Here is a 12,742-nt window from a genome sequence, read left to right on the forward strand (position 1 = left end):
CTCACCTTCGCGCAGGCCGTGGAGGAACGGAAGCATTTGCCGGCTCCTGCGGCATGTCGGCGGCCGGTGGGACGGCGACGCCGAGCGCCTCGAGCAGGCCCAGGAACGCCCGGGCGAAGGGGTTGTCGGCCGTCCCGGCCGCCACGGCGGACCAGTCGACCTGCTCACGGACCGCCCGCGCGACGGGAAGCACCGCCGTGAAGTCGCATGCGTGCTCCTCCAGGGACCCGAGCTTGTCGGTCATCAACACGGTCGCGGACTGCACCGGCATCCGCACGGACTCGACCTCGATCTCGTCGGCGTCGGCGAAGCGGGAGCGCTCGATCGGCTCGTTGCGCACCCGGAAGATCACGTCGACCATCGCCTCCTCGACGAACACCTTGAACAGCCAGTCCTCCGGCGGCTGCACGACCTCCAGCCCGCTCTCGGCCAGCGCGTCCTCGACGCGGGCGGCGTCCTCCTCGGCGATCATGAAGTCCACGTCGTGCTCGGGCTCCGGGCCTCCCCGGGCCCACAGGCCGTAGCTGCCGGCGAGCGCGAACGGCACGCCGGTCTCCTTCAGCAGCACCGCCACGAGCTTCAGCGCCTCCCGCAGCTGCCCGGAGCGACCGACACCCTCCGCTGCCTCGACCACCCGTCATCACCTCGCGCATCTCCGGGGAGCACGAGGTACCCGGCCGGGTACGGCGCAGTCGGGCGGGTACCTCGGGCGGGATGCGGATCGTGACCTTCAACATCCTGGGCGGTCGCACCCAGCACGACCACGAGGTCGACGTGGGCGTGCTGCAGGACGCGATCCGCGACCTCGACGCGGACGTGCTCGCCCTGCAGGAGGTCGACCACCTGCTCCAGCGCTCCGGGCACGCCGACCTCACCGCGCTCGCCGCCGAGGCGATGGGCGCACCTCACCACCGGTTCGTGGCCGCGCTCGCGGGCAGCCCGGGGGCGACCTGGACGGCGGCCACCGGCGACGAGCAGCCGCACGACGCGGCGTACGGCATCGCGCTGCTGAGCCGCCTCCCGGTCACCGGCTGGCAGGTGGTCCGGCTCCCGGCCGTCACGACGCCGGTCCCGATGTGGTTCGGCGGGCAGCCGCGGCCGACCTGGGTGCGCGACGAGCCTCGGGTCGCGGTGGCCGCCACCGTCGAGGGTGCTGGCGGCGTGCTGACGGTGGCGACGACGCACCTGTCGTTCGTTCGATGGTGGAACGGACACCAGCTGCGGCGGCTGGTGCGGTCGCTGTCCGGCGCCCCACGTCCGCTCCTGCTGACGGGTGACCTCAACATGGGCACCCGGCGCGCGGCTCGGCTGACCGGCCTGCACCCCCTGGGCGGGGAGCCGACCTTCCCGGCCGACCGGCCGGTCGAGCAGCTCGACCACGTCCTCGCCGAGCCCGCCCTCCCGGCGGTCGCCCGGGCGCGCCGGATGCGGCTCTCCGACCACCGGGCCCTGGTGGTCGACGTGGAGCTCGCGGCGTCCCCGCTCAGCCGCTGAGCGGGGATCCGCGCAGCAGGACGTCGAGCGGACGTCCCAGTGCCGCCGGATCGGCCGCCAGGTCGCCCTCCACCACGAGCAGGTCCGCCGCCAGCCCCGGTCGCAGCGCCCCGGTCTCCGCACCGAGACCGCAGGCGTCGGCGGCCCCGGAGGTCCCCGCGGCGAGCGCCTCGTCCAGGGGCCAGCCGGCCGTGGCCAGGTCGAGCACCGCCCGCCACGCGTTGCCGTGCGCCTTCGTCGGCGCGGCACCGGCGTCGACACCCGGCACCACCCGTACGCCGTGGGCGCGCATCCGGCCGACGTCGACGTACCGCTGGGCGAAGAAGGCCTCGATGTCGAGCCCGACGCGGGCCATGATCTCGAGGATCGCCGGCGGTGGTGTCGGCAGCATGGCCAGCACCGCTGGATCGTTGCCCATCGTCGGGTCGACGGCCACGCCCGCCGCCGCGGTGCGCTCGAGCAGGTCGTCGCTGAGCACGGCGCCGTTCTCCGTGACGCCCGTGAAGTGCTCGATGCCGTCGACGCCGGCGTCGAGCGCGACCTCGATCGCGACCACCGAGTGGGCATGCGCGAGCACCGGCAGACCGAGGCCGTAGGCGGTGTCGACCACCAGGCGCAGCGCCTCGACCGCGAACTGCGCACCGATCATGTCGCTGCCCGGGGTGAGGAAGCCACCACCGGCCATGACCTTGACGAGGTCCACGCCGCGCTCGGCGTGCTCGATCACCGCAGCGCGCAGGTCGTCGTCGCTCGCAGCCGCGCCGCCGAGGTAGTGGCAGTGCCCGCCCGGGGTGGTCAGCGGCGGCCCGGAGGCGACGATGCGCGGTGTCCCCGGTCCGGGGGCGTCGCGGAACGGCAGCGTGCGGTAGTCGCGGTCGCCGAGGTCGCGGACCGTCGTGACACCGGCGGCGGCCTGTGCCGCAAGGGACCGGGCGACCTGGGCGTCGATCTCGTCGTCGCCCTGGACCCCGACGCGTTCGAGCGCGCCGACACTGCCGTCGGACACCAGGTGGACGTGGGCATCGACGAGGCCGGGCATCAGCGTTGCGTCGTACGTCGTGACGGGACAGTCGTGCGGCACCGCGAAGTGCGCCGGTTCGACGCCGACGATCCGGTCGCCCTCGACCAGCACCGTCGCTCCCCCGGCGAGGAAGCGGTGACCGTCGAAGGCGCGGGGCGCCCGCCAGGCGTGCATCCGACTAGCCGAAGAACACCTGTGCCTCGGCGTACTCCGCCGGGCTGACCAGCTTGAGCTCACCGGTGCCCTCGACGAGGGGCACCCGGACGATCGACGTACCGCGCAGCGCCACCATCACGCCGTACTCACCGTCAGCGACCGCGTCGATCGCCTGCAGCCCGAACCGGGTGGCGAGCCAGCGGTCGAAGGCGGACGGCGTGCCGCCGCGCTGGATGTGGCCCAGGACGACGGCGCGCGCCTCCTTGCCGGTGCGCTGCTCGATCTCCTGGGCGAGACGATCGCCGATGCCGCCGAGGCGGACATGCCCGAAGGCGTCCCTCTCGCCGCTGACCAGGGTCATGCCGGTGCCGTCGGCCGGGACCGCGCCCTCGGAGACGACGATGATCGGCGAGTACTCGCTGCGGAACCGGGTCTCGACATGTGCGCACACGGCCTCGATGTCGAACGGGGCCTCGGGGATCAGCACCGCGCTCGCTCCCCCGGCGATGCCGGCGTGCAGCGCGATCCAGCCGGCGTGGCGGCCCATCACCTCGACGACGAGCACCCGGTGGTGCGACTCGGCGGTGGTGTGCAGCCGGTCGATCGCCTCGGTGGCGATGTTGACCGCGGTGTCGAAGCCGAAGGTGAAGTCGGTGCCGGAGAGGTCGTTGTCGATCGTCTTCGGTACGCCGACCACCGCGACCCCCAGGTCGGCCAGCCTCGTCGCGACGCCCAGGGTGTCCTCGCCCCCGATCGCGACCAGCGCGTCGACTCCGGCCGCGGCGAGGTTGTCCTTGATCCGCTGCACGCCGTCGTCGATGGCGAACGGGTTGGTCCGCGAGGAGCCGAGGATGGTGCCGCCGCGCGGCAGGATCCCGCGGCACTGCTCGATCCCGAGTGGCACCGTCGCGCCCTCGAGAGGTCCACGCCAGCCGTCACGGAAGCCGACGAACTCGAACCCGTGCTCGTTCACCCCCTTGCGCACCACGGCCCGGATCACGGCGTTCAGGCCCGGGCAGTCACCGCCACCGGTCAGCACTCCGACGCGCATGGCTCCCAACGTACATCGGGTCCGGGCACGGTATCTAGGCTCTGGCCATGACCTTCTCGATCGTGGCCCGCTCCGCCGACGGCGAGTCCTGGGGCGTCGCCGTCGCGTCCAAGTTCCTGGCGGTCGGCTCCGCCGTGCCGGCCGCCGTGGCCGGTGTCGGCGCGCTCGCGACCCAGGCCGACGCCAACGTGGCCTACAAAGGGCTCGCACTGTCCCACCTCGACGAGGGCGCCACCGCACCGGTCGCGCTGCAGCGGCTGCTCGAGGAGGACGAGGGCCGGGCGCACCGCCAGGTCGGCATCGTCGACCTCGACGGCACCGCCGCCTCCCACACGGGCGCCGAGTGCATCCCCTGGGCGGGCGGGCGCACCGGCGACGGGTACGCCGTCCAGGGCAACTGCCTGGCCGGCGAGGAGGTCGTGGCCGCGATGGAGGACGCCTGGCTGGGCGGTGCGGCCGACGCACCGCTCCAGGACCGGCTGATCGCCGCACTGGCTGCCGGCGACGCCGCCGGCGGCGACCGCCGGGGACGGCAGTCCGCCGCGATCCTCGTGGTCCGCGAGGGTGCCGGGTACGGCGGCCTCGACGACGTCGCCGTCGACCTCCGGGTCGACGACCACGAGGCACCGATCGACGAGCTGGTCCGGCTCCTCGACCTGCACGACCTCTACCTGACCGCCTCGACCGAGGAGGAGAGGGTGAGCGTCGACGCTGCCCTGCGCGAGGAGCTCGAGGCGTTCGCCGTGGCCGCCGGGCACCGCGACTTCCACACCTGGGTCAGCACCGAGAACTACGAGATGCGGGTTGCCCCCGACCTGGCGTGGATCGACCGGCGGGTGCTGGCGATCGTTCGGGAGCTCAGCGACTCCTGACCCGCTCCAGCGCCTGATGCGCCGCGTCCCGCTCGGCGGTGGCGGTGCGCAGGTCCGCGCCGGTACCGTCGCGGACCTCCTCGGCCTCGGCCAGCTCCTCCTCGAGCGCCTCGGCCTGCTCCTCGAGGTCGGCCAGGCGGCGGCGCAGCTCGTCGGTCTCGGCCTCCAGCTGGAGCGACCGGGCGGAGAGGCGCTCGACCTCGCCGGCCGCGTCGTCGTGGGCTGCCCGGGCGGCGGCGTACTCCTCCTCGGCGGCGTCCAGCCGATCCTTCGCAGCGGCGACCGCCTTGGCCGCCTTGTCCGGGTCCGGTACGACGTGCAGGTCGGGCGGGCCGGGGCGCGGGGCCTCGCGCGGGGTGGCGCTGAAGCCCAGCGCCTCGGGGAGGGCGACCGCGCGGGCGAGGTCGTCGGCGTCCATCGGCTCGAGCCCGGTGGTGCGCAACGTGCTGACCAGCAGGCCGCTGCGGACGGCGCGGCCGCACTCGGCGTCGACCATCGCGGCGGTCAGCGTGGCCTCGACCTGCTCGGCGACGGCCTCGGTGACCCGCAGGCCCTCCTCGGCCGCGATCCGGCGGGCCTGGGTGGTGACGGCGGCGGTGACCTGGCGGCGTTGCTTGGTCAGTGCCCGCAGCTCGCCGGCCGACATCGCCTCCTGGGCCTCGCGCAGCGCCGCCCCGACGCTGAGCACCTGGTCGACCTGGGCCGCCTCCCGGCGTACCAGCAGGTCGACGACCCACGCCGCGGTGCTGGGCTTGCGCAGTGCCTTGACCTGCGCGGCCAGGGGCGTGCCCTTGAGCTCCTTGGCCCGGGCGTCGCGCGTCGGCGTGAAGTCCCCCAGCGGCAGGGCGTAGAGCTCGTCGGCGATCTCCAGCAGGTCAGCCACGGTCGGAGTCTTCCAGAGTCATCGCAGCCCGGCGCCGATCATCACGACGGTGAGCTCCACGAGGTCCTCGCGGGCCACGCCCTCGGGCCGGGCGAGCGCGATCCGCAGGCAGGTGGAGACCAGGACGCCCATCAGCATGAACACGACGGCCTCGAGCTGCTCGGGCGCGAGGTCGGGACGGTGCCGGCGCGGGAGCAGCGAGGCCAGCCGGTGCAGGTCGGCCTCGATCTCGGGGAGCACGTTGGCGTTGTTGCCGGCCGGGGTCTGGTTGACCATCGCGGTGATCACCCCACGGTGCCGCTCGAACCCGTCGACGAGGGTGACCACGACCATCCGCAGCGCGGCGTCGAGGTCGAGCTCGAGCGCGTCGACGACGCTGACCATGAGGTCGTCGCTGATCGCGTGCACCGCCTGCTCGCGGAGCACGGCGAGGAGCTCGGTGCGGTCGTTGAAGTAGCGGTAGAAGGTCCCGCTGCTGACGTGGGCCTCGCGGATCACCGCCGAGGTGGTCAGCCGGTCGAGGCCGTCGCGGTCGAGCACCCGCACCGCCGTGTCGAGCAGGAGCCGGCGCGTCTGCACCGCACGGTCCTGCCGGGGCCGGGCCCGCTGCCGCTCCGCCACGGGCCGATCAGTTCTCGTCGTCGGCGTCGAGGCCCTGCTCGATCACGTACCGGGTGAGCTCGACCCGGTTGTGCATCTGCAGCTTGCGCAGGGTGTTCTGCACGTGGTTCTGCACGGTGCGGTGCGAGATCACCAGCCGCTCGGCGATGTCCTTGTAGGACACCCCCTTCGCGACCATCCGCAGGATCTCGGTCTCGCGGTCGGTCAGCCGCTCCCCCGGCGGCGTGGCCGGCTCGTTCATCCGCCGGAACTCGCCGAGCACCAGCGCTGCCAGGCCGGGCGTGAAGACGGTGTCGCCCTTCGCGACCCGGCGTACGGCGGTCAGCAGCTCCTCACGCGAGGCGGACTTGAGGAGGTAGCCGGTGGCGCCGGCCTTCACCGCCGCCAGCACGTCGTCCTGCTCGCCGGAGGCGGACAGGATGAGCACCCGCGAGGACGGCTCGGCCGCCAGCACCTGTGCGGTGACCTCGACGCCGCTCGGCTCGGGGATCTGGAGGTCGAGGACCACCACCCGCGGCCGGGTCGCGTGGAACCGGGCGATCGCCTCGGCGCCCGTGGCCGCCACGGCGACCACGTCGAAGCCGGCAGCCTGCAGGTCGCGCTCGACGGCGTCGCGCCACATCGGGTGGTCGTCGACGACCATCACCCGGATCGGGTCCGTCATGTCAGCGAACCCTACCCACCGGAGGTCGAGGAGGTTGCGCAGCAACCGTCACGAGACCCGCAGGAAGCGGCCGCGGCGGTGCAGCAGCGGGTCGTCCTCGTCCCCGACCACGACCTGCTCGAGGACCGCACTCACCTCGACCGACCAGCCGACCTCGCGCTCCCCTGCCAGCCGGACGCCGGCCCAGGTGGTGGCGGAGGCGAGCCGGGGGCCGTGGGACTCGGCGACGAACGGGGCCTGGCGGAACGGGCCGCCGGGGGCGGGCGCCGTACCGGCGAACGACTCGGCCAGCTGGCGGTCGGCCCAGGTCAGCAGCTGGATGACGCCCTGCCCGGTCGAGCGGAGCGTGTCGAGCAGGTCGGAGTCGGGGTCGAGGAGGGCCAGCACACACGGCTCGGGGCCGAGCGCGACCATCAACGAGGTGACGGTCAGGCCGGCCCGGTCGTGCTCGTCGCCGGCGGTCCACAGCGTGACCGCGCCGCCGACCCGGCCGCGGAAGCGGCGCGCCGGGTCCGGATCGGCGTCGGCGAAGGGGTGCGTGCTGTGGATCGTCACGATCGCTCCTGCCCACGGGGGACGACGAAGGTCCACTCGGTCCCGTAGGAGCCGGTGTCGAGGGACGCGGTCCCGCCGAGGTCGCGGACCCGACCGCGGATCGACTCCACGACGCCGAGCCGGCCCTCCTGCTCGGCGGCCTCGAGCCGGCCGGCAGCGATGCCGGGCCCGTCGTCGCGCACGCTCACCTCGACCTGGTCGCCGAGGTCCTCGACGAGCACCCAGGCACGGGCGTCGGGCCCGACGTGCCGTTCGACGTTGTCGAGGCAGGCCCGGACGACCGCGGCCAGCTCGGTGACGGTGTGGGCGGGCAGCTCGACGGCGCCCGCCGGCAGGCCCACCTCGATGCCGGGCCGGGCGCCGAGCGTGCCCAGCGCGCGAGCGAGGTCGGCGTGCCCGGCCAGCGCCTGCGGGGTCGCGGTCAGGGCGTCCTGGGAGCGGATCAGGGTGCGCAGCGCCTGCTCCTGCGCACCGGCCGCACGGCCCAGCTCGCCACCCTGGCGCTGGACCAGGGCGAGCACCTGCAGCACGCCGTCGTGCACGGCCCGGGCCAGCCGGACCCTCTCCGCCGCCGCGGCGGCCTCGCGCTGCGCCAGGTCGCGCTCGGCCGCCATCGCCTTCAGCGACTCACAGACGAAGCCAACCATCGAGCCGCCGAGCAGGATCAGGAAGACGTTGCCCCAGTCCTTCTGGGCGACGTGCGAGCGGGTCAGCAGGTCGACCGCGCCGAGCAGCACCGCCGCGATCGTGCCGCCCCGCCAGCCGTAGCGCACCGCCCACGCCAGCAGCGCCCCGACGATCCAGTAGCCCGGGATGGTCGCCTGGAACCACGGTCCCTTGACCACCGGGGTCGCGAGCAGCAGGGCGAGCGCCAGCGCGAGGTCGGCCAGCAGCACCGCGGTGACGCGACGCTCGGGGGCGGCGTACACGACGGTCGCGACCGCGGTCGCGACCACCATCACCGCGACGCAGACCCAGCCGAGGACCGGGTGGTCGAAGTTGTTGCGGTAGGCGTTGAGGACGACGGCGTAGCCCAGCACGACGACCCGCAGCACCGCGAGGGCCCGGAACATCCGGTCCTCGACGGCCAGAGCCGCCTTGGTGGTCGTCAGGAGGCGAGCTTCCGTGACTCGGACTTCGACTCGGCCTTGGCGCGGGTGGCGTACATGTCGACGTACTCCTGCTGGGAGAGCCGCATGATCTCGTACATGATCTCGTCGGTGATCGAGCGCAGGATGAAGCGGTCGTTCTCCATGCCGGCGTAGCGGGAGAAGTCGAGCGGCTTGCCGAAGCGCACCGTGGGGCGGGTGATCCGGCCGAACTTCTTGCCCGGCGGAGCCACCACGTCGGTGCCGACGACGGCGACCGGGATGACGGGTACGCCGGTCTCCAGGGTCAGCCGCGCGATCCCGGTCTTGCCCCGGTAGAGACGACCGTCGTGGGAGCGGGTGCCCTCGGGGTAGATGCCGAACAGCTCGCCCTCGGCCAGCACCCGCTTCGCGGAGACCAGGGCGCCGGAAGCGGCGTCACCGCTGGTGCGGTCGATCGGGATGTTGCCCGTACCGCTGAAGAAGTTCTTCTGCAGCCAGCCCTTGACGCCGGGCGAGGTGAAGTACTCGGCCTTCGCGACGAAGCGCACCATCCGCGGGATGACCAGCGGCATGAACAGCCAGTCGGCGTAGGAGAGGTGGTTGCTGGCGAGGATCGCCGGCCCCGTGGCGGGGACGTTCTCGACGCCTTCGGCCCTGGGGCGGAAGACGACCTTCAGCAGCGGCCCGAGGGCGACGAACTTCAGGAACCAGTAGAACAACCTCTTCGGACCTTTCCCCAGGGACCTGGCGCCTGCCCGGACCGACGCCACTGCAACGGATCCTAGTGCCAAGCCTGGATCCGTGGATGGGCACCGTAGCGAGCGGCACCACAGGGGTGTGATCGCAAGGCGCGGGCGCGAAGTCGTGCTGGGCCGCCCATCGAGCGTCCGCAACGCAGCGAGCGCGCCGCTGTGGGGCCGCGTAGTAGGTGGCCATCCGCGGATCCAGGCTGCGGTACGGCACAATCCCGTCATGCCTCCGAGCACCCCCGAGCGCGGGACCGACCAGACCGCCGCCCTGACCATCGCGGCCCGGCCGGAGCTGACCGGCGGACGCCGGATCGGCGTGCTGCTCAGCCACGGCTTCACCGGCTCGCCAGCGTCGATGCGACCGTGGGGCGAGCACCTCGGCGCGCTCGGGTACGGCGTCGCCGTACCCCTGCTGCCCGGGCACGGCACCACCTGGCAGGAGCTCAACACCCTGCGCTGGACAGACTGGTACGCCGAGCTCACCCGCACCTTCGACGCGCTGCGCGCCGAGCACGACGCGGTCGTGGTCGGCGGGCTGTCGATGGGAGGTGCGCTCGTGCTCCGGCTGGCCGCCGACCGGCCCGACGAGGTCGCCGGCGTGATGGTGGTCAACCCCGCGGTCGCGACCAGGCGGCTCGACGTCAAGCTGCTGCCGGTGCTCAAGCACCTGGTGCCGTCCTTCCCCGCGATCGCCAACGACATCAAGAAGCCCGGTGTCGACGAGCGCGGCTACGACCGTACCCCGCTCAAGGCGATCCACTCGCTGATCCAGGCGTGGCCGTCGCTGCGCACCGACCTGCCGCGGATCACCGCTCCCCTGGTCTACTTCCGCTCCGCCGACGACCACGTCGTCGACGACGCCTCCGAGCCGCTGGTGCTCGACGGCATCTCGTCGACCGACGTCACGCGCATCGCGCTGCCGGAGAGCTTCCACGTGGCCACGCTCGACAACGACGCTCCCACGATCTTCGAGGAGTCGGCGGCCTTCGTCGCGCGGGTGACCGGGGCGTAGCCTGCGGACCGCAGGCGTAACCTGAGGACGTGCAACGGGACGACCCGGACTACGACGCCGCCGCCTGGCAGGCGATCGTCGACAACTACGGCGAGCGTGTCGAGATCGAGACGCCCGACGAGGCCGAGCACGATCCCGGGCCGGCACCCGACCCCGATGACGCCGACCGCTACGAGAGCCCGTACGACGACGCCTACGACGAGATCGACCTCGTCGACGACGACCGCTTCGTGCCCGACAGGCCGCCGCCGGTGCCGATGCCTCCGGCGGACCGACTGCTGGCCTGGCTGGGGGTGTTCTGCTCTCCGGCCGTCCTGCTGGTGTTCCTCGTCTTCGGCATCGCGATGCCGTCCTGGCTCGGCTGGCTGCTGGTCGCGTGGTTCGTGGGGGGCTTCTGCTACCTGGTGATCAGGACGCCGGGCTCGCCGCGCGATCCCTGGGACGACGGGGCACGCGTCTGACCGCACCCCACGCCGCCGCCAGGGCCGTGACGCACAGGGCGGCGAGCAGCAGGTTGCGCAGCGCGAGCAGCGCGGCCACCGGGACGCTCCAGCCGGAGTGCCCGTCGATCAGCGCGCGGTAGGCGTGCGGGTAGATCACGTGGGACAGCACCGCCGCGACGAGCAGCGCGGCCGTCCAGCGTCCGAGCCGGCGCTGGTCCTCCCCGTCCAGCATCGCGAGGCCGGCGCACGCGGCGGGCAGCAGCCAGAGCAGGTACTGCGGGCTGAGCACCTTGCCGCTCACCACGAACGCGCTGAGCGCGGCCAGCGTCAGCCACACCACCGCCGGCAGACCAGTCCGCGCGTCGGGCAGTCGGGTCCAGGCGAGCACCCACAGGGCGACGAGGGCGGCCGCGAGCAGCACGGTCATCACGACCGAGACCCGGAGCAGGACATCGGTCCAGGGCCCGTCGATCTCCCAGGCGAGGGAGGGCGCGAAGAAGATCTCGTGGTCGCCGGGTGAGAGCGCCCAGCGCAGCACGGCCGGGGTCGCGGCGAGGGACTCGACCTGCAGGCCGCGGTCGCCCTGGTAGGCCAGCGGCGACACGATCCGGTCCCAGCCGCCGACCGCGATGCTCACCGCCACCAGCCCGATGCCCGCCAGGGCACCGGACACGACGACACGCACCCTGCCTGTGGCGGGGGCCGCGAGGGCGGGGAGGACGAGCGCGGGGCTGTACTTCACGCCGGTCGCCAGGACCGCCAGCAGCGCGGCCCGGCGGGGGGCGGCGACGAGCGCGAAGAGGGCCAGCGCGACCAGGACACCGGGCACGAGGTCGAACCGGGCATAGCTGATCGCCCCGAGCGCGGGGGTCGCGACCAGCCAGGCGAGCGCCGGTGTCGCCGTACGTCCACGCCGGACCAGGGCCGCCAGGAAGCCCGCGTCGAGCGCGAGGAGGAGGACCAGCACCAGGACCTGGTACGACGCGGTCAGGCCGGCGAGCGACAGCAGCGCGTAGGGCGCGGCGAGCAGCAGGAACGCCGGCACCGGGTACTCCGCGAGGGTGTCCCCCACGCCGCGGGACCCGAGGTCGTCGAGGCTCGCCCTGTAGTAGTTGAGGTCGGAGATCGACCCCGACTCCCCGGTCATCAGCAGCACGACCAGGAGCAGCCGGGTCAGGCCCCACAGCGCCCACAGCCGGGCGGGCGCCGCGGTCATCGACGACCGTCGCGCGCGAGCAGGGCGGCGCCGATCGCTCCGGCCTCCGGGCCCAGGCGGGCCGGGACCAGCGCGGGCACGGCGCGGTAGGCGGTGCCCTGCAGCGAGCCCGCGAGCGCCATGCGGGCGGGGTCGAGCAGCAGGTCGCCGACCGCGGACACCCCGCCGCCGACGACCACCAGCTCGGGGTCGAAGGCCGAGACCAGTCCCGCCGCGCCGACGCCGAGCCAGGTGCCGACGGACGCGAAGGAGCTGAGCGCGACCCGGTCCCCCGCGCGGGCCAGGGCGGTGACCTCCGGACCGTCGAGGTGCCTTCCGAGCGCGACCCGGGTGACCCGCTCGAGCGCGCGGCCGCTGCAGTACTGCTCCCAGCACCCGCGCAGCCCGCACTCGCAGGCGAGGCCGTCGGGTACGACCTGCATGTGGCCGAACTCCCCCGCCAGGCCGTGCGCGCCGCGCACCACCCGGCCGTCGAGGACGACCGCGCCGCCGATGCCCGTGCCGATGGTGATGAGCAACGCCGAGCGCACACCCCGGGCGGCGCCGGCGACCAGCTCGGCGTGGGCCGCGCAGTTGGCGTCGTTGTCGAGTACGACGGGCAGGCCGGTCCGCTCGGCGAGGGCACGACGCACCGGTGCGTCCCGCCACGGCAGGTGGGCGCCGAACAGGAAGCGCTCGCCCGCGGCGTCGACCAGGCCGGCGGCCGAGACACCGAGCGCACGGGGCTCCCGGTCGTCGTACACGTCACGGGCGGCGAGGGCGACCGCCTCCTCGACCGCGTCGGTCCCGGCGGACCGGCCGGGCATCGGTCGGGTCGCGCTGGCCTCGACCGTGCCGTCGGCGTCGACGCGGACGGCGAGCACCTTGGTGCCGCCGACGTCGACGCCGACCCAGGAGTCGGTCGCGCCGGCCAT

The 12,742-nt window shown here is 73.7% G+C and carries 15 protein-coding genes; 4 read left to right on the top strand and 11 right to left on the bottom strand.

The genetic code is table 11. From position 1 onward, the window contains the following. Position 1: 1 nt before the first annotated feature. The gene (locus QI633_RS15640) at positions 2-634 is read right to left on the bottom strand and encodes a hypothetical protein (protein WP_186348227.1); all 633 of its coding nucleotides are present in this window, start codon (positions 632-634) and stop codon (positions 2-4) included. Positions 635-714: 80 nt separating this feature from the next. On the opposite strand from QI633_RS15640, the gene QI633_RS15645 reads away from it, so the two are divergent. Beyond that, positions 715-1,494: an endonuclease/exonuclease/phosphatase family protein gene (locus QI633_RS15645; protein ID WP_141798349.1), complete on the top strand. Its 780-nt coding sequence runs from the start codon at positions 715-717 to the stop codon at positions 1,492-1,494. Here QI633_RS15645 and QI633_RS15650 read toward each other — a convergent pair. After that, positions 1,484-2,689, bottom strand: a complete 1,206-nt coding sequence (locus QI633_RS15650) for an amidohydrolase family protein (protein WP_282426302.1) — start codon at positions 2,687-2,689, stop codon at positions 1,484-1,486. The genes QI633_RS15645 and QI633_RS15650 overlap by 11 nt on opposite strands. A 4-nt stretch (positions 2,690-2,693) precedes the next feature. Beyond that, positions 2,694-3,722, bottom strand: a complete 1,029-nt coding sequence (locus tag QI633_RS15655; RefSeq protein ID WP_141798347.1) for a 6-phosphofructokinase — start codon at positions 3,720-3,722, stop codon at positions 2,694-2,696. Positions 3,723-3,769: 47 nt separating this feature from the next. On the opposite strand from QI633_RS15655, the gene QI633_RS15660 reads away from it, so the two are divergent. Then, positions 3,770-4,594 carry a DUF1028 domain-containing protein gene (locus tag QI633_RS15660; RefSeq protein ID WP_282426303.1) on the top strand — a complete coding sequence of 275 codons (825 nt, stop codon included), beginning with the start codon at positions 3,770-3,772 and terminating at the stop codon, positions 4,592-4,594. Here QI633_RS15660 and QI633_RS15665 read toward each other — a convergent pair. The 6 genes from QI633_RS15665 to QI633_RS15690 are packed head-to-tail and all read right to left on the bottom strand — an operon-like array spanning position 4,581 to position 9,127. Further along, positions 4,581-5,477, bottom strand: a complete 897-nt coding sequence (locus QI633_RS15665; RefSeq protein WP_141798345.1) for a hypothetical protein — start codon at positions 5,475-5,477, stop codon at positions 4,581-4,583. The genes QI633_RS15660 and QI633_RS15665 overlap by 14 nt on opposite strands. Before the next feature lie 18 nt (positions 5,478-5,495). After that, on the bottom strand, positions 5,496-6,098 hold the full coding sequence (locus QI633_RS15670; protein ID WP_141798344.1) for a TetR/AcrR family transcriptional regulator: 603 nt from the start codon (positions 6,096-6,098) through the stop codon (positions 5,496-5,498). A 7-nt stretch (positions 6,099-6,105) separates the two neighbouring features. Next, positions 6,106-6,762, bottom strand: a complete 657-nt coding sequence (locus tag QI633_RS15675) for a response regulator transcription factor (RefSeq protein ID WP_222117809.1) — start codon at positions 6,760-6,762, stop codon at positions 6,106-6,108. A gap of 48 nt (positions 6,763-6,810) precedes the next feature. Beyond that, positions 6,811-7,317, bottom strand: coding sequence for a flavin reductase (locus QI633_RS15680; RefSeq protein ID WP_282426304.1), 507 nt, complete (start codon positions 7,315-7,317; stop codon positions 6,811-6,813). Continuing rightward, on the bottom strand, positions 7,314-8,429 hold the full coding sequence (locus QI633_RS15685; protein WP_141798342.1) for a DUF5931 domain-containing protein: 1,116 nt from the start codon (positions 8,427-8,429) through the stop codon (positions 7,314-7,316). The genes QI633_RS15680 and QI633_RS15685 overlap by 4 nt, the downstream gene beginning before the upstream one ends. Then, positions 8,426-9,127 (bottom strand): lysophospholipid acyltransferase family protein, encoded by a 702-nt coding sequence (locus tag QI633_RS15690; protein WP_260805927.1) that lies wholly within the window; start codon positions 9,125-9,127, stop codon positions 8,426-8,428. The genes QI633_RS15685 and QI633_RS15690 overlap by 4 nt, the downstream gene beginning before the upstream one ends. A gap of 253 nt (positions 9,128-9,380) precedes the next feature. Here QI633_RS15690 and QI633_RS15695 point away from each other — a divergent pair, with 253 nt between their 5' ends. Further along, positions 9,381-10,169 (top strand): alpha/beta fold hydrolase, encoded by a 789-nt coding sequence (locus tag QI633_RS15695; protein WP_282426305.1) that lies wholly within the window; start codon positions 9,381-9,383, stop codon positions 10,167-10,169. A 29-nt stretch (positions 10,170-10,198) separates the two neighbouring features. Continuing rightward, a complete protein-coding gene (locus tag QI633_RS15700; RefSeq protein ID WP_141798339.1) occupies positions 10,199-10,630 on the top strand; it encodes a hypothetical protein in 432 nt (143 codons plus the stop codon). On the opposite strand, the gene QI633_RS15705 is transcribed toward QI633_RS15700, so the two are convergent. Together QI633_RS15705 and QI633_RS15710 are read right to left on the bottom strand one after the other, a co-directional pair. Continuing rightward, positions 10,578-11,828 carry a glycosyltransferase 87 family protein gene (locus tag QI633_RS15705; protein ID WP_282426306.1) on the bottom strand — a complete coding sequence of 417 codons (1,251 nt, stop codon included), beginning with the start codon at positions 11,826-11,828 and terminating at the stop codon, positions 10,578-10,580. The genes QI633_RS15700 and QI633_RS15705 overlap by 53 nt on opposite strands. After that, the gene (locus QI633_RS15710; protein WP_282426307.1) at positions 11,825-12,742 is read right to left on the bottom strand and encodes an ROK family protein; all 918 of its coding nucleotides are present in this window, start codon (positions 12,740-12,742) and stop codon (positions 11,825-11,827) included. Before QI633_RS15710 ends, QI633_RS15705 begins: the two co-directional genes overlap by 4 nt.

Source organism: Nocardioides sp. QY071 (genome assembly GCF_029961765.1).
In the GTDB taxonomy this organism is placed as follows: Bacteria; Actinomycetota; Actinomycetes; order Propionibacteriales; family Nocardioidaceae; genus Nocardioides.